Genomic DNA, 22,067 nt, shown 5'->3' with positions numbered 1-22,067 from the left:
TCAAATCATTGTTTTATTGTGTGTTGTAAGCCATCGGCCTATTAGTACAGGTCAGCTGCACAAGTCTTCAGTTCTTGCTTCCACATCCTGCCTATCAACCCAGTGGTCTAGCTGGGGGCCTCTCACACACAATGGTGCATGGAAATCTCATCTCGAAGCAGGCTTCCCGCTTAGATGCTTTCAGCGGTTATCCCTTCCAAACGTAGCTAATCAGCGATGCACTTGGCAGTACAACTGACACACCAGAGGTTCGTCCGTCCCGGTCCTCTCGTACTAAGGACAGCCCTTCTCAAATTTCCAACGCGCGCAGCGGATAGGGACCGAACTGTCTCACGACGTTCTAAACCCAGCTCGCGTACCGCTTTAATGGGCGAACAGCCCAACCCTTGGGACCTACTCCAGCCCCAGGATGCGACGAGCCGACATCGAGGTGCCAAACCATGCCGTCGATATGGACTCTTGGGCAAGATCAGCCTGTTATCCCCGAGGTACCTTTTATCCGTTGAGCGACGGCCCTTCCACGAGGTGCCGCCGGATCACTAGTCCCGACTTTCGTCCCTGCTCGAGCTGTCACTCTCACAGTCAAGCTCCCTTGTGCACTTACACTCGACACCTGATTGCCAACCAGGCTGAGGGAACCTTTGGGCGCCTCCGTTACATTTTAGGAGGCAACCGCCCCAGTTAAACTACCCATCAGGCACTGTCCCTGAACCAGATCATGGTCCGAAGTTAGGTGACCGGTACAGCCAGAGTGGTATTTCAACGATGACTCCACCTGAACTAGCGTCCAAGCTTCACAGTCTCCCACCTATCCTACACAAGCTGCACCGAACACCAATACCAAACTATAGTAAAGGTCTCGGGGTCTTTCCGTCCTGCTGCGCGTAACGAGCATCTTTACTCGTACTGCAATTTCGCCGAGTTCATGGTTGAGACAGCGGGGAAGTCGTTACTCCATTCGTGCAGGTCGGAACTTACCCGACAAGGAATTTCGCTACCTTAGGATGGTTATAGTTACCACCGCCGTTTACTGGGGCTTAAATTCTCAGCTTCGCCACAAGGGCTAACCAGTCCTCTTAACCTTCCAGCACCGGGCAGGAGTCAGTCCGTATACATCGTCTTGCGACTTCGCACGGACCTGTGTTTTTAGTAAACAGTCGCTTCCCCCTGGTCTCTGCGGCCCACACCCGCCTCCGGAGAGCACGTCTCCATCACGGGGCAGGCCCCCCTTCTTCCGAAGTTACGGGGGCATTTTGCCGAGTTCCTTAACCATGATTCTCTCGATCGCCTTAGTATTCTCTACCTGATCACCTGTGTCGGTTTGGGGTACGGGCGGACTGGGACCTCGCGCCGATGCTTTTCTAGGCAGCATAGGATCACCGAATCACCCCATAAACGGGGCGCCTATCAGGTCTCAGAACATATGAGCGGCGGATTTGCCAACCACTCTTCCTACACCCTTGGACCAGGTCAATTCCATTGCCTGGCTCGGCTACCTTCCTGCGTCACACCTGTTAATACGCTGACCTCACTGCATCGGTTCCCACCACATCACACAACCAGCAACCCGAAGGCCGCAACAGCCATGATCCGTCATGGTTAGCATCCACAGCTTGGTATGGGCGGTCCTTCGCCGGTACGGGAATATCAACCCGTTGTCCATCGACTACGCCTGTCGGCCTCGCCTTAGGTCCCGACTAACCCAGGGCAGATTAGCTTAACCCTGGAACCCTTGATCATTCGGCGGACGGGTTTCTCACCCGTCATTCGCTACTCATGCCTGCATTCTCACTCGTGTGGCCTCCACCGCTGGTTTCCACCGCGACTTCACCGTCCACACGACGCTCCCCTACCCATCCAAGCACCCAATCGAAACCAGGCTAATACTTGAATGACGCAACTTCGGCGGTGTGCTTGAGCCCCGCTACATTATCGGCGCGGAATCACTTGACCAGTGAGCTATTACGCACTCTTTCAAGGGTGGCTGCTTCTAAGCCAACCTCCTGGTTGTCACAGCAACTCCACATCCTTTTCCACTTAGCACACGCTTAGGGGCCTTAGTTGGCGTTCTGGGCTGTTTCCCTCTCGACTATGAAGCTTATCCCCCACAGTCTCACTGCTGCGCTCTCACTTGCCGGCATTCGGAGTTTGGCTAAGGTCAGTAACCTTGTAGGGCCCATCGCCTATCCAGTAGCTCTACCTCCAGCAAGAAACACGCAACGCTGCACCTAAATGCATTTCGGGGAGAACCAGCTATCACGAAGTTTGATTGGCCTTTCACCCCTACCCACAGCTCATCCCCTCCATTTTCAACTGAAGTGGGTTCGGTCCTCCACACGCTCTTACACGCGCTTCAACCTGGCCATGGGTAGATCACTTCGCTTCGGGTCTAGATCACGCCACTCAAACGCCCTATTCAGACTCGCTTTCGCTACGGCTTCCCCACACGGGTTAACCTCGCGACGTAACACTAACTCGCAGGCTCATTCTTCAAAAGGCACGCCATCACCAGGGAACAAGTCCCCAGCTCTAACGGATTGTAAGCGCACGGTTTCAGGTACTATTTCACTCCCCTCCCGGGGTACTTTTCACCATTCCCTCACGGTACTGATTCACTATCGGTCATCAAGTAGTATTCAGGCTTACCAGGTGGTCCTGGCAGATTCACACAAGGTTTCACGGGCCCCGTGCTACTCGGGTATCAACACTAGAACGGCAGACACGCATTACACCTACGGGACTATCACCCTCTCTGGTCCGGCATTCCAACCGATTCACCTATACGCCTGCACCTCATCCCACCAGCAAGATAGCGCTGGTACATGTCAACCCCACAACCCCGGTGATGCAACGCCTATCCGCTATCACACACCAACCGGTTTAGCCCCATCCGCGTTCGCTCGCCACTACTAACGGAATCACTATTGTTTTCTCTTCCTGCGGGTACTGAGATGTTTCACTTCCCCGCGTTCCCTCCACACAGCCTATACATTCAGCTGCAGGTCACACCACATAACATGGTGCGGGGTTCCCCCATTCGGAAATCCTGGTCTCAACGTCCGGTTATCGACTCCACCAGGCTTATCGCAGATTCCCACGTCCTTCATCGGCTCTTGATGCCAAGGCATCCACCGTGCGCCCTTAAAAACTTCAACACAAATAAAAGTCTCAGAATTGAGCAATAAAACAATCTAACAAAATCACGCAGACAAGACTCCAACACCAGGCAATCCCAGGAAAAGGACTACCCAGCTCATCTCATCTGCAAGATGCTCGCGTTCACTATACAGTTCCCAAACAACAACCCCGCACCCCCGCAACAACACCCCAAAACCAACACCAACCAAAGGCCAGCATCAATCCAACAGGACATCCTTGCAGCAAACACAGGACAAACACCGAAACACCAAGAACCCCTCACCCAAGCGAACACCACCAGGACCCTCCCCACAGGAAGAACCCCGGCAACCATTCACCAGGAAAGGAGGCTTGTTGCCTCAAAACCCAACAGCATGCCAAACCATACAAACCACACAACACCCACACACCGCATTCCAGCACCGCAAGAAGAAAACCCCCTGCAATGCGTACTAGCAGATGCCCAAGCACCACGCGGCCACAGCCAATACCCCGCACCAGCATCAGCCAGCACGTTTTCCAGTATTGAGTCCATTGATATTCCACCCATGAGCAACCCACCCGGACAACACTCGTGTCCAGCATGGGCAACCAATAATGGTTAGCTCCTTAGAAAGGAGGTGATCCAGCCGCACCTTCCGGTACGGCTACCTTGTTACGACTTAGTCCCAATCGCCAGTCCCACCTTCGACGACTCCCCCCACACAAGGTGGTTAGGCCATCGGCTTCGGGTGTTACCAACTTTCGTGACTTGACGGGCGGTGTGTACAAGGCCCGGGAACGTATTCACCGCAGCGTTGCTGATCTGCGATTACTAGCGACTCCGACTTCATGGGGTCGAGTTGCAGACCCCAATCCGAACTGAGACCGGCTTTTAGGGATTAGCTCCACCTCACAGTATCGCAACCCATTGTACCGGCCATTGTAGCATGCGTGAAGCCCAAGACATAAGGGGCATGATGATTTGACGTCATCCCCACCTTCCTCCGAGTTGACCCCGGCAGTCTCCCATGAGTCCCCACCACTACGTGCTGGCAACATGGAACGAGGGTTGCGCTCGTTGCGGGACTTAACCCAACATCTCACGACACGAGCTGACGACAACCATGCACCACCTGTGAACCAGCCCCGAAGGGAAACCCCATCTCTGGAGCGGTCTGGCACATGTCAAGCCTTGGTAAGGTTCTTCGCGTTGCATCGAATTAATCCGCATGCTCCGCCGCTTGTGCGGGCCCCCGTCAATTCCTTTGAGTTTTAGCCTTGCGGCCGTACTCCCCAGGCGGGGCACTTAATGCGTTAGCTACGGCGCGGAAAACGTGGAATGTCCCCCACACCTAGTGCCCAACGTTTACGGCATGGACTACCAGGGTATCTAATCCTGTTCGCTCCCCATGCTTTCGCTCCTCAGCGTCAGTAAATGCCCAGAGACCTGCCTTCGCCATCGGTGTTCCTCCTGATATCTGCGCATTTCACCGCTACACCAGGAATTCCAGTCTCCCCTACATCACTCTAGTCTGCCCGTACCCACCGCAGATCCGAGGTTGAGCCTCGGACTTTCACGGCAGACGCGACAAACCGCCTACGAGCTCTTTACGCCCAATAAATCCGGATAACGCTTGCGCCCTACGTATTACCGCGGCTGCTGGCACGTAGTTAGCCGGCGCTTCTTCTGCAGGTACCGTCACTTTCGCTTCTTCCCTACTGAAAGAGGTTTACAACCCGAAGGCCGTCATCCCTCACGCGGCGTCGCTGCATCAGGCTTTCGCCCATTGTGCAATATTCCCCACTGCTGCCTCCCGTAGGAGTCTGGGCCGTGTCTCAGTCCCAGTGTGGCCGGTCACCCTCTCAGGCCGGCTACCCGTCGTCGCCTTGGTGAGCCATTACCTCACCAACAAGCTGATAGGCCGCGAGTCCATCCCCCACCGATAAATCTTTCCACCACAAAACATGCGTTCCATGGTCATATCCGGTATTAGACCCAGTTTCCCGGGCTTATCCCAGAGTCGGGGGCAGGTTACTCACGTGTTACTCACCCGTTCGCCACTAATCCACCCAGCAAGCTGGGCTTCATCGTTCGACTTGCATGTGTTAAGCACGCCGCCAGCGTTCATCCTGAGCCAGGATCAAACTCTCCATAAAAAAATAAAAAGCCACCAGCAACCCCTTGGAAAAGAAGGGCGAAGCCGATGAAGTCCTGGCGAATAATAAAACACTCAAGAACACTGCACGGGGGTGCAATGCCTCAAGCAAATGTTATGTATTCACCAAATAAAAATATTCGGTATCAACAAACTTGGCACACTATTGAGTTCTCAAACAACAAACACTTACCGGTTCTTTACCCACCATTCCAGGCGGCAATTTCGTCCAGCGTTATATTCACATTCTATAACCGTGAATTTCTGGAAGTCAAATCCATTGTTTGTGATTTGAACCAGTATTCTTGGTTCCCATTCTTTTCAATTCTTTATCCACAAGACTGTGGAAAACCTTGATTTTCTGGGGTTCTGCCGCCGTTGAGCTACGGGTTTTTTGTTCCGTTTTGTTCTCGGCGACAAGGAAAAACTATACACGGGTTTGCGGGGTGCTGCAAATCGGCGGGGTGGTTTTGACGGGTGACCGTGCACACTTAATTCCGCAAAGCCGATTAAGGCGCGAGTTCTTGCGGATCGCTCCCCGAAAAAGTTTCTTGCAACGCACTAAAACTGACTTAAAGACGGAAGCCGACCACCAAGGTGGTCAGCAATCCCTGTACAGCTAGTCTTCGACGATCTCAGCGTCGATGACCCGCGGGTCATCCAGCGGCAACGAACTGGGCACCACCGTAGGGATTCCCTCGAAGGCAACCGCGGCATTCTCGATCACGCGCTTGGCCATGTACCGATTGCCGACACCGCCGATGGCCGCGCCAACGCCAAACGGAACCAGACGGCCCATGGTGCTGGCAGCCTGGGTGCCGATGATCTTGCGCAAGAACTTCTTCTGCATGGTGCGCTGCATGGCGGAATAGATGCTCGTGGACTTGCCGGCACCGAAGGACCTGGCCCAGCCCTGGATCGGGCCTCCGCCACGGCCTGCGGCTTGGGCAGTCAATCCGGCAATCATCGAGCTGCCTTCCTCGCCCATCATGATGCCCATTACCAGCATTCGTGACCGATCCGGGTCGTCGATGGCAATGCCGTGCAGTTCTGCCAGGCTCTGCGCATACAGCGCAGAAGCTTCCAGGAAGCCCAGCGTTGCAGCAACGGAAAGTCCCAGCGCGACGCCGGTGCCGACAGCAGGAACGGCTGCGGTTCCACCCACGGCTGCACCGGTGCCGGTAACCACACGCAGGTAATCGCGCTCGACAATGGCTGCCAGCTCGGCTGCCGTGGCTTCCGGGTGCTTCTTGCGCAACCGCTTGATGTAGGCAAGCACCATCGGGCGCTGCACGCCGATGCCCTTCATGATGGCATCCTGCACGCCGGAGCGCGGCTTTCCATCCTTGCCAAGCAACGTCATTGAAATCGGATCGTTTTTCATGATGGCTCCAGCTTATCCGCAAGACCCTGAGAGTTGCCTTGAACGCTCTGCCTTCACACAAGCGTCTTGAAAAATTCCTTGAAACGCCCCGAAGCTGGTGAAAGAGTTGGCTTATGAAGAACGCTCAGGCCAAACGGTATAACCGTGCCTTGAAAAGCGTCGGGATCTCGGAGCACCCGGTCGCTTTGCTCGATCTCGATGCCTTCGGTTCCAACGTGATCGCCCTACGCGAACGGGCCGGCGGCGTGCCGATCCGCATCGCTTCCAAGTCCCTGCGTCTACGCAAGGCGTTGGAGCGGGCGCTCGACGAGCCAGGCTTCCGCGGCGTTCTCTGCTTCACGTTGGCCGAAGCATTATGGCTGGCAAGCCACGGTTTGAAGGACCTGGTGGTTGCGTACCCGCAAACGGATGCCGAAGCGATCAGCCGGTGGGCGGCCATCGAGCAGGCCTGCGAAGCTGTCACCCTCATGGTGGATACCGAAGAGCAACTGGACCTGATCGACAGAATCGCGCCGGGTCACCCGCCGCTGAAGGTCGCCTTGGAACTGGATGCCGCCTATTACCCCAGCGGCAATATCCGCATCGGTGCCGCGCGTTCGCCGCTGAGCCGGCCGGAACAGGTCGCGGCGCTGGCCGCCGAGGTGCACCGTCGCCGCAACTTCATCCTGGACGGGTTGATGGGCTACGAATCCCAGATCGCTTCGGTTCCCGATGGAGGGTTCAGCCCCAAGGCGCTGATCGCGCGCAAGCTGCGCCAAGCCAGCGCCGCCGAACTGGCCGAGCGCCGGGCCGAAACCGTGGAATTAGTCCGGGAGCTGGGCGAGCTGCGTTTCGTGAATGCCGGCGGCACAGGTTCGGTGGAAAGCACTGTCCAAGAACCCGCTATCACCGAGATTGCCGCGGGTTCAGGGCTGTTCGCGCCCGCGCTGTTCGATTCCTATCGTGCATTCCGACCCACCCCTGCCCTGTATCTGGGCTTTCCCGTGGTCCGCCGTCCCGATGAGCGAACGGTCACCATCCTCGGCGGCGGTTGGACCGCATCGGGTCCAGCCGGCAAGGACCGGCTGCCAAGAATCGAGCACCCCAAGAAGCTGCGCTATCTGTCCATGGAAGGAGCCGGCGAGGTGCAGACCCCGCTCACCGGCCCCAGCGCACATCGCATCGCCATTGGCGAAACGGTCTGGCTGCGCCATGCCAAGGCCGGCGAACCTGCGGAACGGGTTAATAAGGTTGCGGTGTATTCCAAGGGCAAGATCATCGAGCAGTGGCCCACCTACCGCGGGGAAGGCAAAGCATTCCTGTGAGCACCTTCAAGAACTTCGCGCGCACCGTCGTCGCGCACCCGGCAGCCATCCGCTCCCCGCGCAGCATTGCGGAATTGGCGCAGGTCCTGGAACAGGCCGCCGATCTGGAGCAGCCGGTGCGCACCGTCGGCGCAGGCCATTCCTTCACTCCGCTGGCGGATACCGAGGGCATCTTGCTGAACCTGGATGGCTTCCAGGGAATCGAGGAAGTCGACGCCCTCACCCACGAGGTGACCTTCCGCGCCGGGACCCGGCTATGGCAGATCCCCGCACTGCTCAAGCCCTTCAATCTCGCGTTGGAGAATATGGGCGATATCGACAAGCAATCTGTAGCCGGAGCCATCAGCACCGGCACCCACGGCACCGGCCTGCGGTTCAGCGGATTCAGCGGAACGGTCACCGGGGTGCAGCTCATGCTGGCCGATGGCAGCCACCTGCGCGCCAACTCTCAGGAGAACACCGAACTATTCGAGGCCTCCCGGCTTGGCCTGGGAGCGCTGGGGGTGCTCACCCACGTGCGGCTGCGCTGCGTCCCGCACTACATGATGCGTGCGGAGGAAATCATCGAACCCATCGGGCTGATCGCCGAAAGCTTCGTCGAGCGCGCACGGGAAGAAGACCATCTGGAATTCTTCTGGTTTCCGGGCACCGGCAAGGCCCAGGTGAAGATCAATACCCGCCTCGACGGCCAAGTCCCGGCCGAGCAGCCGCCAGCGGCAGCCCGCTGGCTGAATGATGAAGTTGTCTCCAATGGCGCACTGCAGCTGCTCAGCTCGGTGAGCGCGGCGCTGCCGAAGACCACGCCGGCCTTGGCCAAGGTGGCGTGCGCAGCGTTGCCCGAAAGCAGCCGCATCGCACCGTGGAACGAAGTGTTCACCAGTGCGCGGCGGGTGCGTTTCACCGAAATGGAATATGCGCTCCCGCTGGCCAACTTCGATGAGGCTTTCGCCAGGGTGCGGGCGTACTTCAAGCGTTCGGGAACCGGGGTCTTCTTCCCTGTCGAGGTGCGCACCGCGGCCGAGGATTCCACCTGGCTGGGAACTGCCAGCGGCCGGCAAACTGCATATATTGCCGTGCACCGCTACATTCGCGATCAGGCTCCGGGATACTTTGCAGCCATGGAAGAGATCTTCCGCTCCCTGGGCGGCCGGCCGCACTGGGGCAAGGAGCATACGCTTCAGGCTGGGGAATTGGCTCAGCTCTACCCGAAGTTCAGCGATTTCACGCGGGTTCACCAGGCTGCCGATCCGGAGGGCAGATTCCTCAATCCGTACCTGCGCAGCTTGCTCGGCGCCTAGAATTGGATGTCGGCCCAGATCAGCGGGCTTGATTCCTTCGCGAAGTCGGGGACTGTTCCCGGCAACGTCTGGGAAGTGCTCGGCTGGTTCTCCTTGATGCGGCCCTGGCCCAATACCTGCCAGGTTTCGCTCGGCACCAGGTAGCTGCCCGAATCATTGACAGCGTTCGCGTGCTTGAGTTCCTTGAGGAAAGGGTCAACGCGATCAGCGGAGCCATCTTGCAGACCCAGTGCACCGGCGATGACAAAGCGGTCCTCGCCCACGCCTTCTGCGTGTTCGCCCTCGTCGGTGCGAACATAGTTCTCGCCGGAGAGATAGCCGTCGATGACCTTCAGCTCGTCCATCTGGCGTGCCTTGGCGAATTCCTTACCCTGCCCATCCGGCTGGGTTTGCGTCGCCAGGATATGCACCGGCTCGCCACGGTACTGGATGGGAATGTCCCATAGGCCGGTGCTCATCACGGGGATGGACGCTGCCAGCACGCCGGATAAGTCGGTGTGGTGCAGCATGTCGTTGGCAACGTCTTGCCACTTGAGCTGGGAAACGGTGGTGACCTGTTCTTGGGCGATCGGGTACTTCGACAGCACGACGATCGAGCCCTGTTCGGCGAATGCGGCTTGGCCCCATGCGTCCTCGGCGCTGCCGACCACGCCGTCGGCGTTCAGATCGGCGCCGCTTTGCAGGCCTTTGGAGCCCACCGCCAGATAGGAATACCCGTAGTCCACGTCGGCGCGGTCGTCGCCCAGATTGTTCAGATAGTTCTCATTGAGCGCGTCAACTGCCTCCTGGGTGGCGTCCATATACGTCAGCACCACCACGTCCGCGTTGGCGCTGCTGATCTTGTCCGCAACTTGGGCTGCCTGCCGGTCGGTTCCGCGCATCAGGGCCGCAGGCAGCTCTTCGGGGGTTTCGCCGGTGAGATTTGCCTGGATGGTTGCCACGCGCAGCGAGGTCTCCGAAAGCTGCGCGGCATTGGCGCCTGCTGGGTCGCCGGGTCCGGTGGGTGCGGCAAGTGCGCCGGTTGCGGGGAGCATCAGTAATGCCCCTAAACCCAGGCTCGCTGTTCCGACTAATAACTTGCGCACCCATCCACCCTACGACGTTCAGCTACCGCTTTCCAGCACCTTTACCGGATTGTAATGCCGCAGCCGCAGCGACCTTCTTGTTCGCGGAAAGGACTTCTTCCATATACGGGGCACGCACATGCGTGGATACCCGGGCGTCCACCAGGCATACGCCGCGGGCGCCTGCATCAACCCACTGCTGCACGGCGGCGAGGTCTTCCAGCGTGCCAACGCGGATTCCGGTCGCTCCCATGGAGTTGGCAATGCCGGCAAAATCCACGGTAGGGATCAGCATCGGATCTTCGTGCAGGCCGACGGATCCGTACTGGTGGATTTCCGCACCATAGGCGGAGTCGTTGTAGATGACGATGACGCCGCTTTCCACGGTGCGCACGATCGATTCGAGGTCTGCCAGGCCCATCAGGAATCCGCCATCTCCGGCGGCCAGCACGACCGTGCGGCCTTCCGCCGCCGGGGCCGCACCCACCATGGAGGCGATGCCCAGGCCGATGGACTGGTAGGCGGTTCCCACACAGGCCAGGGAGCGCGCACCGGAAGTCGACCAGTACATCGGACCCCAGCCGATGAAGTGCCCGCCATCCTGCACCAGCACGCGGTTGGCCGGCAGGATGCCCTGCAGCTCGCTGGCCACGCGGCGCGGATCCAGCTGCCCGTCGGAGGCCTGGTCGTCGCCGGCGGGGCGGCTGCGCAGCTCGGACAGGTCAAGGCCTGCGCGCCATGCGTCATCGGCTTGCTCCACGGCACCGAGCAGGTCCGCGGCAGCCAGGGCCGCATCGCCGGTGGCGAAGTAGTCGACGCGCGGATTGGTGGCCGCGCATCCCAGATCGATCTGGATCAGCGTGGCATCGTCTGCCACCAGCTCGCCAAAGCGCATGGTGAACTGGTTCAGCGAGGCGCCGAACACCAGTACGGTATCTGCCTGCGCGATGATCGCGGCGTTGGCCTCCGTGGAGAACCCTCCGGTGATGCCCAGGTCGAACTCGTAGTCCAGCAGGTCGCGGGCCAGCAGCGTGCCCGAGGTGGTGGCCCCCAGCTTCTGAGCCAGCGCCTGGACCTGCTCGGCGGCATCAATTGCGCCGCGGCCATAGAGGATGTGGGTGCGCTGCGAGGCGTTGAGCTTGGCAGCGATTTGCTCCAGCTGGGTGGAGTTCAGCTGCGGCGCCGGCGGGGTGCTGCGCAGGGAGGCGAAATCGGGAAGCTGCTCTTCGAGGGAATCCAGCGCTGCCAGGTCGTAGGGAATGGCCAGGACCACCGGCAGCTGCTCGCGCAGCGCATGGGCCGCCGCCTCAAGGGCGGTGGCACCCGGGGTGTTGCGGTCGACGACGTAGCGGGGCGCCCGCACCGCGGCATCGATCGCGGGCTGGTCCACGTCCCAGCCGCGCAGGCCCGACGTCGGCGCGTCGCCGGTGACGAACAGCAGCGGGGTCCGCGCCGCGGCGGCCTCGGCCAGGGCAGTGGTGGTGTTGGTGTAGCCAGCACCGTAGGTGGTGGAGGCGATGGCCAGCTTGTTGGAGATGCGGAAGTACGCGTCGGCGGCCGAAACCGCGGCCGACTCATGGCGCACTGCGGTGTAGTCGAAGCCTGCACGCACAGCGGCATCGAGGAAGTGGGCATTGCCGTTGCCCATCAATCCGAAAATTCGCGGGGCCAGAGGCTTGAGGGCATGGGCAATGGCAGCTGAAACGCTAGACATTATGGACTCTTTTCAAGAAATCGTGCTGAAGAAATTCCATATATGTCTGCCGTTACCGGTTGCTTCACCGCAACGGGTATCGCCCCTTTTGAGAGCGCCGGAACCAGCTGGAGCCGTGTTCCTGACTCACTGATGATAAGGCAGGGATCCTGCTCGGCGCTAGGAGCCGGTGACCGCGATCCGGAAAGCCAGGGAGGCTAAACTCCTCCAAAAGTACCATGTACAGCAAACTACATTCTCGATAAGATCAAGATAACTCATAGTTGACTTGTATCTTATAAGGCAACCATCGAACCTTATCGAGAGGGAACGCATGCTGAAGTTCTTCGGGATCACCACTGGCGCACCGGCCGGCGGCAAAGTCCCCGCATGGCAGGGCGTGGACCGCAAGCACCGGGGCATCGCCTTCGCCGTGTCGCTGGTACTGGCATCGGCCGCGTTCCTGGCCGCCCGCTGGCTGCTCTCGGGCCTGCCGCCCGAGCACTCCCTGCCTTATGTTCCCTGGCTTGCCGCCGCGGCCCTGCTGCTCATCAGCACCCTGGTGGCCGAGCGCTCCCTGATCCGCAACCAGCCGGCCGAAGCTGGCGGCATCTAGGCGCAAAAAAGCTGGGGGAAGATACGGGCAACCCGGATCTTCCCTCAGCTTCGCGCCAACCGGCTAGGCGTTGCCCAGCCAATCGGCGGCGTCGTTGACCAGCTGCTGAAGCGAGGCAGAAATATCCAGCACCACGCCGCGCTCGTCAGCCTGCGGCTCGTCAAGCGTCTCGAACTGCGATTTCAGCAGGTCCACCGGCATGAAGTGCCCGGTGCGCTCGGCCATGCGCTGGGACAGCAGCTCGAAGCGGCCGTTCAAATGGATGAACACCGTATCCGGCGCCTGCGCCCTGATCTGGTCGCGGTACCTGCACTTGAGCGCAGAGCACGCAATGATCAGCGGCTTGCCATCCTCGGCTCCCAGCCGCTTGTCGATGTCGCCGAGCCGCGGTTCGCGGTCTGCATCATCCAGCGGGATGCCGGCAGACATCTTCGCGATATTCGCCTGCGGATGCAGGGAATCCCCGTCGAGGAACTCCGAGGCGATCCGCTGACCCAGCAGCTCGCCCACGGTGGATTTGCCGCAGCCGGAGACCCCCATGACCACGATGCGTCCGGCCCAGGTGCCCGATGGCGCCGACAGCGGCTTGTCCATGATCGCCTCGCTCACCAGTCGTGCACCGTGCCGTCAACCAGGCGGTTGTCCGGCAGGTAGACCTGCTGGTACGGGTAGGACAGCGCGGCTTCCTCGTTGAACTCGACGCCCAGGCCAGGCTTGTCGCCTGGGTGCAGGTAGCCGTCCTTGAAGGTCATCGACTGCTCCAAGACGGTGTTGGTGGCGTCCGAGTGCTGCATGTACTCCTGGATGCCGTAGTTGTGGATGGCCAGGCCCACGTGCAGCTGGGCGGCGAAGCCCACCGGGGAGATGTCGGTCGGGCCGTGGAAGCCGGACTTGATCTGGTACTGGGCTGCGTAGTCCATGACCTTCTTCAGCGGCGCGATGCCGCCGAAGTGGGTGGAAGCCGCGCGCACGTAGTCGATCAGCTGGTCCTTGATCAGGGTCTGGAAGTCCCAGATGGCATTGAAGATCTCGCCGATGGCCAGCGGGATGGTGGTGTGCTCGCGCACCAGGCGCAGGGCGTCCTGGTTCTCGGCCGGGGTGCAGTCCTCGAGCCAGAACAGGTCGTAGGGTTCCAGCGACTTGCCCAGCTTGGCAGCCTGCAGCGGGGTCATGCGGTGGTGGCCGTCGTGCAGCAGCGGGATCTCCGGGCCGAATTCGTTGCGCACCGCTTCGAACACTGTCGGCAGGTGGCGCAGGTAGGCGCGGGTGTCCCAGTCCTCTTCCTGCGGGTAGGTGCCGCGGCCGGCCGGCTCGTAGTCGTAGCGTTCGCCGGAGGACTGGGCCTGGGCGGCTACGCTGTAGACAGCCTTGATGCCCGGCACCGCGGTCTGCACGCGGATGGACTTGTAGCCCAGTTCCAGGTGCTCGCGGATCGAGTCGAACAGCTGCGGGATGTCGGTGCCCGCGCGCGTCGCCGCGTCGATCTGGCGGCCACGCGGCTGACCACCCCGATGCTCCAGATGGGCCTGTTCGAGAATCCCTATGTGGATGCCGAAGCGGCCGGCGGAATCGTCGGCAGCGCAGAGCACCGAGAGGTAGGCCTGGACCTGCAGCGCAAGTCCGCGGTGCTGCTGCAGAACAAGGAAACTGCCGATGGCGGCAAGGTGCTGCCGCTGAAGGAGAACTCGGATGTCTACATCCTGGGTGACTTCACCGAGGAAACCCTGGCCAGCTACATCTACGGCGTCACCAACGGCAACACCGAGGACCCTGCGCAACGCCCGAGCGCCGAGGGCAGCGACTACGCGCTGATCTCGGTGTCGGTGAACAACAAGAACACTAGCTCCTACAAGTCCGATGACCCGGAATCCGGAATGAACCCGGAGCGCATCAGCTCGATCACCATGGACGGCGTGGAAGGCCTGGACGGCAAGAGCCCGTTCGATGCGGACGAATCCACCGAAGACGGCCTGCGCTTCGGCGGCTCGCTGCCATGGGAATCGAGCATCCTGGACTTCTCCGGGATGGCCGTCCGAGTCCTGGGAGATCGGCCCCTCGCTGGATACCATCAAGCAGGTCATGAGCGAGGTCAATGACTCGAGCAAGGTCGTGCTGCACGTATACTTCCGATGCCATTCGTCATGGACGAGGCCAGCGGCCTGCGCGATGCAGGCGCCATCGTCGCCAGCTTCGGCATGTCCGACACCGCGCTGATGGATAGCCTCGCGGGCAAGTTCGCCCCGCAGGGACGCATGCCGTTCGCGCTGGCCGGCACCCGCGAGTCGATCACCGAGCAGTTCAGCGACTTGCCTGGCTATGCGCAAACCGCCGACGGCGCGCTGTTCGAGTACGGTTTCGGGCTCAGCTACTAGGTAATGAAGCGTGCTGTGCGGCTACCGCGCGTTTGCGTGGCTGGCCGCATAGTCCTGCGCACTGAGCTGCCCCAGGCGCGAACGACGCCGTCCGTAGCCCAGGTAGAGCGCCACGCCGACGATCATCCAGATGATGAACACCAGCCAAGTGTGCCAGCCCAGCTGGCTCATCAGGAACAGGCAGGCGAAGATGCCCAGGATCGGGGTGACCGGATACAGCGGCAGCTTGAACGTCCGCGGGGCCTGCGGCTGCTTGCGGCGCAGGTAGATCACAGAGGCGCCGACCAGCGCGAAAGCGAACAGCGTGCCGATGCTGGTGGCGTCGGCCAGCGCGCCCAGCGGGATGAACCCGGCGGTGATCGCCACCAGGATGCCGGTGATCCAGGTGCCGGCGACCGGGGTGCCGGTGCGGCGCGATACCTTGCCGAACACCGGCGGCACCAGCCCGTCGCGCGACATGGCCAGGAGGATGCGGGTCTGGCCGTAGAGCACGGTCAGCACCACCGAAGCGATGGCCAGCACGGCGGCCACGGCGAAGGCCAGCACGAAGATCGGCTGGCCGGTCAGGTCGCCGACGATCTGCACCAGCGGCGCCTGGGCACCTTCAAACCAGTTCCATTCGCGCGCGCCGATCGCCGAAACTGCCACCAGCACGTAGGTGATGGTCACGATCAGCATCGAGAGCATGATGGCCCGGGGCAGATCGCGCTTCGGGTTCTTCGCTTCCTCGCCGGCCGTCGAGGCGGCGTCGAAGCCGATATAGGAGAAGAACACGCTCGATGCCGCCGCGGTCACGCCGGCCGCGCCCATCGGCAGCAGCGGCTCGAAGTTGCCCGCGTTGAAGGCGCTGAAGGCGACGACCGAGAAGAAGATCAGGATGCCTGCCTTGATGGCCACGACGATCGAGTTCACGATGGCCGATTCGCGCGCCCCGCGCACCAGCAGCACGGTGGCCAGCACGACGACGATCAGCGCCGGCAGGTTCACCACCCCGCCCTCGGCCGGGCCGCCGGCCAGCGCCGCAGGCAGCTCCATGCCGAAGGCGCGCAGCGTCTCGTTCACGTACTGGCCCGCGCCGACGGCCACCGCGGCCACGGACACGGCGTATTCGAGCACCAGGCACCAGCCGCAGATCCAGGCGATGCCCTCGCCCATGGTCGCATAAGAATAGGAGTAGCTGGAGCCGGATACCGGGACCATGCCGGCCATTTCGGCGTAGGACATCGCCGAAAGCAGCGCGGTGATGCCGGCGATCACGAACGAGATCCAGATGGCCGGACCGGCGATCGGCACGGTATCGCCAAGGATCACCAGGATTCCGGTGCCCATGGTGGCGCCGACGCTGATCATGGTCAGCTGCCACATGCCCAGGGTGCGGCGCAGTTGGCCTGCTCCTGCATTGGTTTCTGCCTCGGCGATCATATTCGTGATCGACTTGCGGCGGCGCAGCTGCGCGCCCAGCATAGTCGCCGGGCCGGCGCTCACGGATGGTTTGCGATTCATCGCGGATCCTCAATGGGTGTGGTCTTGCCGCCTCGCCCCGGCCTTGGATGCGGACGGACGCTGCGCGTGGAAGTTCTGAACTGGAATATCATGTCACGGACGGATCGGGCCCAGCTTTTCCAGAATCCACCAATTTCTCGCCAATTGCCGCCCCTTCTTGGGGTTTAACTGAATTCGCGATCTAGACGGAACGCGTGCACTGAGATGGAATTCATTATCTGGAGTGCATAATTATGCACGAATCGCCGCACGCCACCAGCTCCGCAGGCACCCCAACCCTCCCTGTGCACATCGAAAACCACCCAGGTTTTCCACAGAACTAGAAGACACATTCGAATAAGAGAAGTATAATTAGAACATGTCCGAAGCAAAGGCGCACGGAAACGGCCAGACCCCACTAGCACCCCCAGATGCCTTCGACCTGCATCTGGAGCAGTTGAACGACGACCTCGTCCAGCTAGAAGAACACGGCACCAAAGCCGAATGCGCCCACGCCATCGAAGGCCTCGAAGCACTAGCCTCCTATATCCGCTACCGGCAGGCCTGCCTCTCTCACCAGATCGAGAAGGACTTCGTACGCGACCACGAGGAACGCGGCGTCCACATGGATGACCAGACCCGTGGCGCCGCCGCCTGCGTCGCCCTGGCCCGCAAGCAATCCCCGCACGGCATGCGCAACTACCTGGTCAACTGTCGCATCCTCTTCGAAGACACCCCTCACCTGGCCGCCGCCTGCTCCCGCGGAGAATTCACCGAAGCGCAAGCCCAAGCCATCCTGACCCCGCTCCAGGACCTCAGAGCCCAGCGCCGCACCGAATTCGACGAGTACTGCGCCCAGAACCCCGACATGTTCGACTCCATGGGCACCCGCCAAATCACTCAAACCGTGCGCAAGTTCGTCCTTGCCTACACCTCTGATCAGGAATCCATCAAGCAGAAAACCGTCGAAGAAGACCGCAACCTCACCCTGGAAATCGACCAGCAACGCGGCTGCATCAAGATCCGCGGCGAATACCCCCTGCTGCCCGGCATGTGCCTCAAGCGCTACCTGGACGAGGAATCCAAGACCTTGCGCAAGAAAGGCGACCCGCGCACCCGCACCCAGATCCGCGCCGACCTGCTCTTCAGCTACATGATGATCGGCGAACCCTCCAAAATGCCCGTCGCCCTGAACATCGGGGTGATCATGACCGACCGCGCCCTGTTCGCCGGCGAACGCGAACCAGCGCTATTGGAAGGCTACGGCTACATCCCTGCCCAGAGCGTGCGTGAATGGATCGGCGGGCACCAGATCCCCAATGACCTGACCTTCGAGCAGATGGAAGCGAAAGTCACCCGCGAAAACATCGAGCAAATCGAAGTGCGCACCGAACTCGCCCGCTTCTACACCGCGCCGGGCGACCAGGAACTCATTTCCATGGACTCCAAGGCGCGGCTTTTCCCGGAGAAGCTCAAGAAGTTCATCGCCGTACGCGACCGGCACTGCCGAACCCCGTTCTGCGACGGCACCGTGGAAGAAATAGACCACGTCAAGCAATACGCCCGCGGCGGCAAAACCACCGTGTCCAACGGCGATGGCCGCTGCGCGGCCTGCAACAAGGCCAAGCAAGCCGCCGGATGGTACGAGTACACCACCTACGGCAACGGGCACAGCATCACGATTTGCCCCGGCTCGGCCATGTCCTACAAATCCACCGCACCACCAGCCACCGGGTACGCGCACAAGCCATTCCCGCAACTGATGCGCGACGGCACCTGGCTGCAAAAACTCAAAGAACGGCTGTGGCCGCCTGATGACCCCGAATGTGTTGCCGCCTGATAGGCGGCAAGCAACTACTGCGCACTCTCTTGGCTCGCAATCCGGTTGAAGCCGCTGGCTTCGGGCAGCAGGATATGGCGAAGCCGCCTGGAAGTTGCCTCCCAGGCGGCTTGGTTCCGGACTCTACTTGCCGGCGGCTTCTGCCAGCAGTTCAACGATGTGGCGGTATTCCTTGCCAGTCGCCCGGGTCATGCCCAGTTCGCAGGTGCGGTTGCATGAAGCGTGTTCCTGCGCATCCAGTTCACGGACCTCAGCTGCCTCGCGAGCGGTAGCCGACTCGGTCAGCTCTGGATGCAGCATGCCGCGGTCGCCGGCATAACCGCAACAGCCCCAGTTCACCGGCGTATTCACGGTATCTGCCACAGCCTCGGCAATCTTCTGCATATCCGGGTTCAGGCCCATCTGCGTGGACGAGCAGGTCGGGTGCAAGGTGACCGAGGCGATCTTCTGCAGCTCTGGCAACTTGTCCAGCAGGTGCTGCGAAGTGAATGCCAGCAGGTCAACCACGTCATAGCCATGCTCGGCCAGGGTATGCGCAAAGCCTTCGGTGCAGCTGGAGGCGTCCGAGATGATGGGCAGATTCTTGCCAGGCATGGCGGCGCGGACTTCTTCCAGCACGCGCTGGCCCATGATTTCATGGCCCTGCGCGTAGCCCTTGGAAGTCCATGGGGTGCCGCAGCAGGTGGATTCGATGCCCTCGGGGACATAAACCGAGACTCCGGCGGCGTGCAGCAGCCGGGTGAACGACGATGCAACACCTTCACCGTCGCCGGCCGGGCCGAACATCGAGTTCACGCAGGCAGGCAGGTAGATGGCCAGCGGCTCAGTGCCCGCGGCCCCCAGGTTCCCGGCCATCGGCTTGCGAGCCTTGCCGCCGGCAGGCAGTTCAGCGTCGTAGCGCGGCATGACGTCGGTGCTGACCACCTTGCGGGCAACATCGGTAACGCCGCGGACCAGCGTCGTCGGGAACTTGTCGGCGACGCTCAGGGCCAGCGAACCAGCCCGGGTGGCCCCGCCCCAGCCCTTGGCCGCGGCCTTGAAGCCGGCTTCCAGCACAGGGTGCGCGTCTTCGCGGCGCAGGCGCTTGACCAGCAGGCCGGTGTTGATGCCGACCGGGCAGGCGGTGACGCACATGCCGTCCACGGCGCAGGTCTGGACGCCGTTGTACTCGTAGTCGCGCTCAAGCTCGGCAGCCAGCTCAGTGTTGCCCTCGGCTTCGGCCTTGGCGATGGCGCGGCGCACGACGATACGCTGGCGCGGGGTCAAGGTCAGGTCCTTGGACGGGCAGACCGGCTCGCAGTAGCCGCATTCCACGCAATGGTCGGCCTCGACCTCGATGGTCTCGTTGAGCTTGATATTGCGGATGTGCGCGGCATGGTCCTCGTCGATGATCACACCGGGGTTCATCACCAAGCGCGGATCGCAGGCTGCCTTGAGTTCCAGGTGCACCTCGTAGAGCTCATCGCCGTACTGCGAGCGGACGAATGGCGCCATGGCGCGACCGGTACCGTGCTCCGCCTTGAGGTTGCCGTCCTTATCCAGGATCAGCTGGACCATCTTGTCGTTGAAGGAGTTGTAGCGGTTCAGCGCCGTATCGCCTTCGAAGCGGTCGGTCAGCATGAAGTGGATGTTGCCATCCTTGGCGTGGCCGAAGATCACCGAATCCTCGTAGTCGTACTCGGTGAACAGCTCCTGCAGGCTGCCGCAGGTTTCAGCCAAGGTCTCGACCGGGACGACGACGTCTTCGAGCAGCGCGGTGGTACCGGTGGCGCGGGCGCCGGCCACCGATGCGTACAGGCCCTTGCGGAACTTCCAGGCGGCCTGGCGGTTCTTGGCATCCGGGGAAAGGAGCGCCGGGGCGCGCAATGCGGAGGCATCGAGCAGCGACTGGCCGGCTGAGCGCAGCCCTGCCAGCTCCACTTCTGAGTCCGCATGGTATTCGACCAGCAAGGCGGCCTGCTGGTCGACCTCAAAGCCCATGATGGCATCGGGCACGCCGGGCAGCGACTGGCCCACGCGCAGCGAGGTGGAGTCCATCAGCTCCAGCGTAGCTGCGCCGGAATCCACGAGTTCGGGCAGTGCGCGGGTGGCCAGATCCAGGTTGTCGAAGACCGCCAGGGTGGCGATGGCCAGCTTGCGGATGGGCACGGTGCGGAACACCGCCTCCGCGACGAAGGCCAGGGTGCCCTCGGAGCCGATGATCAGGTGGGCCAGCAGCTCGGCCGGGGTGTCGTAGTCCAGGAAGGCGTTGATGCCGTAGCCCATGGTGTTTTTCAGCCCGAAGTGCTTCTGAATCTTGGCAACCGATGCAGGGTTGCTGCGCACGCGCTTGACCAGCTTGTCCAGAGTGGCGACCAGCTGCGGCTCGGCGGCGGTCAGCTTGCGGTCGGCCTCGGGATCCGCGGTATCGATCATGGTGCCCGAAGGCAGGACGAACGTCATGGATTCCAGGGTGCGGTAGGTGTTGAGCTCTGTTCCGCAGGCCATGCCCGAGGAGTTGTTCGCGATCACGCCGCCGATGGTGCAGGCTGCCTCGCTGGCCGGATCCGGCCCGAGCTTGCTGCCATAGACGGCCAGACGCGCGTTGACCTGGCGGACGGTGGCGCCGGGCTGCACGCGCACGCGCGCTCCGTTATCGAGCACGGTAATGCCGCGGAAGTTGCGGCGCACGTCGATCATCAGGCCGTCGCCGCTGGCCTGTCCGGCCAATGAGGTGCCGCCGGAGCGCAGGGTGACCGGCTGGTTGTTCCGCGCGGCCGCCGCAAGCAGCGCGGAGACTTCCGCAGCGTCCTTGGCCAGCACGACAGCTTGCGGGGTGTACAGGTAGTGCGAGGCATCCGAGGCATAGGCGACGCGATCGATGGAACGGGTCTTGACGCGGTCCTGGTCGCCGACCAAGTCGAGGATTCCGGATGAAACCGTCGTTTCTCCGAGTGCTGGCGTGCTCAATGCCATGGTGCGCTCCTGTGCAGTTGGCAAGCGGCGCTTGCCGAATACGAAAATTGTCTTACAAGTACACATTTCATAGTAGTACCATTCATGGGATACTTGTTAGGCATATTTTCCGCGGCTCGAAAGGACCCTTGTGGCAGCCCGTTTAGGTGTCGTTTCCGTAGTCCAGGCGGTCATCCGGTCCCTGCGCGCCCGGATTTTCAGCGGCGAACTGGCACCCGGCACCCCGCTGGCCGAGATCGATGTCGCCGCGCAATACGAAGTTGCCCGTCCAACCGCCAAGGCCGCACTGGAGAACCTTGTCGCAAGCGGCCTGCTGACCCGCAATGTGCACCAGACCGCAAGGGTCACGCTGCTCTCCGCGCGCGATGCGCTCGATATCTACCGCACCCGCGCCATCATCGAAGCAGAGGCCGTGCGCCTGCTGGCCGCCCAACGCGAAGTCCCATCCGAGGCGCATGAAGCCAATGCGGAAATCACCGAACTGGTCGGCGCCTCGCCGATCGACATTATCGATCCCGACATCCGCTTCCATTCCGCTCTGGTCCAGGCGCTCGGCTCGCGGCGCACCAGCGCAATCTACGCGCAGCTGACCGACGAGATCCGCCTGTGCATGACCCACGTGCAGGATGCCACGCTGCTGTCCACCAAAGACATTGCCGCCGAGCACGCACGGCTGCTGCAGCTAATCTCCCAAGGCCAGGCGGCCGCCGCGGCGAAGGTGCTGGAAGAACACCTGCACACCGCCAGCAACAAGCTGGCCGAGCATTTGGAGAGCCTGTAGGC

13 protein-coding genes, 2 rRNA genes and 1 pseudogene are annotated in these 22,067 nt (G+C 61.4%); 7 read left to right on the top strand and 9 right to left on the bottom strand.

Going from position 1 to position 22,067, the window contains the following annotated elements; genetic code table 11:
• Nucleotides 1-20 precede the first annotated feature (20 nt).
• The 3 genes from JOE62_RS02230 to JOE62_RS02220 all read right to left on the bottom strand — a co-directional run bounded on the left by JOE62_RS02230 (nucleotide 21) and on the right by JOE62_RS02220 (nucleotide 6,660).
• Nucleotides 21-3,155: ribosomal RNA gene (locus tag JOE62_RS02230) — 23S ribosomal RNA — on the bottom strand.
• A gap of 596 nt (nucleotides 3,156-3,751) precedes the next feature.
• Nucleotides 3,752-5,277, bottom strand: a 16S ribosomal RNA gene (locus tag JOE62_RS02225).
• The 16S and 23S rRNA genes sit together here, the layout of an rRNA operon.
• Nucleotides 5,278-5,895: 618 nt before the next feature.
• On the bottom strand, nucleotides 5,896-6,660 hold the full coding sequence (locus JOE62_RS02220; protein WP_204719981.1) for a hypothetical protein: 765 nt from the start codon (nucleotides 6,658-6,660) through the stop codon (nucleotides 5,896-5,898).
• Between the two features lie 113 nt (nucleotides 6,661-6,773).
• Between JOE62_RS02220 and JOE62_RS02215 the strand changes: the two genes are divergently transcribed.
• Nucleotides 6,774-7,964 (top strand): alanine racemase, encoded by a 1,191-nt coding sequence (locus JOE62_RS02215; protein ID WP_204719979.1) that lies wholly within the window; start codon nucleotides 6,774-6,776, stop codon nucleotides 7,962-7,964.
• Complete coding sequence (locus JOE62_RS02210; RefSeq protein ID WP_204719977.1) at nucleotides 7,961-9,262, top strand: FAD-linked oxidoreductase, L-gulonolactone oxidase family; 1,302 nt, start codon at nucleotides 7,961-7,963, stop codon at nucleotides 9,260-9,262. Before JOE62_RS02215 ends, JOE62_RS02210 begins: the two co-directional genes overlap by 4 nt.
• Here the strand turns inward: JOE62_RS02210 and JOE62_RS02205 are convergent.
• Nucleotides 9,259-10,296, bottom strand: a complete 1,038-nt coding sequence (locus JOE62_RS02205; protein WP_204719975.1) for an endonuclease/exonuclease/phosphatase family protein — start codon at nucleotides 10,294-10,296, stop codon at nucleotides 9,259-9,261. The genes JOE62_RS02210 and JOE62_RS02205 overlap by 4 nt on opposite strands.
• A gap of 73 nt (nucleotides 10,297-10,369) precedes the next feature.
• On the bottom strand, nucleotides 10,370-12,040 hold the full coding sequence (locus JOE62_RS02200; protein ID WP_204719973.1) for a thiamine pyrophosphate-binding protein: 1,671 nt from the start codon (nucleotides 12,038-12,040) through the stop codon (nucleotides 10,370-10,372).
• Between the two features lie 313 nt (nucleotides 12,041-12,353).
• Between JOE62_RS02200 and JOE62_RS02195 the strand changes: the two genes are divergently transcribed.
• The gene (locus JOE62_RS02195) at nucleotides 12,354-12,635 is read left to right on the top strand and encodes a hypothetical protein (RefSeq protein WP_204719971.1); all 282 of its coding nucleotides are present in this window, start codon (nucleotides 12,354-12,356) and stop codon (nucleotides 12,633-12,635) included.
• A 63-nt stretch (nucleotides 12,636-12,698) separates the two neighbouring features.
• On the opposite strand, the gene JOE62_RS02190 is transcribed toward JOE62_RS02195, so the two are convergent.
• Entirely contained in the window at nucleotides 12,699-13,244 is a 546-nt protein-coding gene (locus tag JOE62_RS02190) for a gluconokinase (protein ID WP_338085730.1), read from the bottom strand.
• A pseudogene (locus tag JOE62_RS02185) lies at nucleotides 13,241-14,098 on the bottom strand (D-galactonate dehydratase family protein); the annotation flags it as partial. The pseudogene JOE62_RS02185 and the gene JOE62_RS02190, both read right to left, overlap by 4 nt.
• A gap of 81 nt (nucleotides 14,099-14,179) precedes the next feature.
• Between JOE62_RS02185 and JOE62_RS02180 the strand changes: the two are divergent.
• Both JOE62_RS02180 and JOE62_RS02175 read left to right on the top strand, forming a co-directional pair.
• Nucleotides 14,180-14,731, top strand: a complete 552-nt coding sequence (locus JOE62_RS02180) for a hypothetical protein (RefSeq protein ID WP_204719970.1) — start codon at nucleotides 14,180-14,182, stop codon at nucleotides 14,729-14,731.
• 33 nt (nucleotides 14,732-14,764) lie between these two features.
• Nucleotides 14,765-15,007, top strand: a complete 243-nt coding sequence (locus JOE62_RS02175; protein WP_204719968.1) for a glycoside hydrolase family 3 protein — start codon at nucleotides 14,765-14,767, stop codon at nucleotides 15,005-15,007.
• A 21-nt stretch (nucleotides 15,008-15,028) separates the two neighbouring features.
• Here JOE62_RS02175 and JOE62_RS02170 read toward each other — a convergent pair whose 3' ends face one another.
• Nucleotides 15,029-16,510 (bottom strand): amino acid permease, encoded by a 1,482-nt coding sequence (locus JOE62_RS02170; protein ID WP_204719966.1) that lies wholly within the window; start codon nucleotides 16,508-16,510, stop codon nucleotides 15,029-15,031.
• A gap of 358 nt (nucleotides 16,511-16,868) precedes the next feature.
• Between JOE62_RS02170 and JOE62_RS02165 the strand changes: the two genes are divergently transcribed.
• The gene (locus JOE62_RS02165; protein WP_204719964.1) at nucleotides 16,869-18,329 is read left to right on the top strand and encodes an HNH endonuclease; all 1,461 of its coding nucleotides are present in this window, start codon (nucleotides 16,869-16,871) and stop codon (nucleotides 18,327-18,329) included.
• 123 nt (nucleotides 18,330-18,452) lie between these two features.
• Here the strand turns inward: JOE62_RS02165 and JOE62_RS02160 are convergent, their stop codons facing one another.
• Nucleotides 18,453-21,284 (bottom strand): FAD-binding and (Fe-S)-binding domain-containing protein, encoded by a 2,832-nt coding sequence (locus JOE62_RS02160; protein ID WP_204719962.1) that lies wholly within the window; start codon nucleotides 21,282-21,284, stop codon nucleotides 18,453-18,455.
• Between the two features lie 130 nt (nucleotides 21,285-21,414).
• On the opposite strand from JOE62_RS02160, the gene JOE62_RS02155 reads away from it, so the two are divergent.
• Nucleotides 21,415-22,065: an FCD domain-containing protein gene (locus JOE62_RS02155; RefSeq protein ID WP_204719960.1), complete on the top strand. Its 651-nt coding sequence runs from the start codon at nucleotides 21,415-21,417 to the stop codon at nucleotides 22,063-22,065.
• Nucleotides 22,066-22,067: the final 2 nt, after the last annotated feature.

Source organism: Glutamicibacter nicotianae, from assembly GCF_016907615.1.
Lineage (GTDB): Bacteria > Actinomycetota > Actinomycetes > Actinomycetales > Micrococcaceae > Glutamicibacter > Glutamicibacter nicotianae.
Note: the sequence above shows the minus strand (reverse complement) of the source record. Positions and strands in the feature narration are given on the sequence as shown.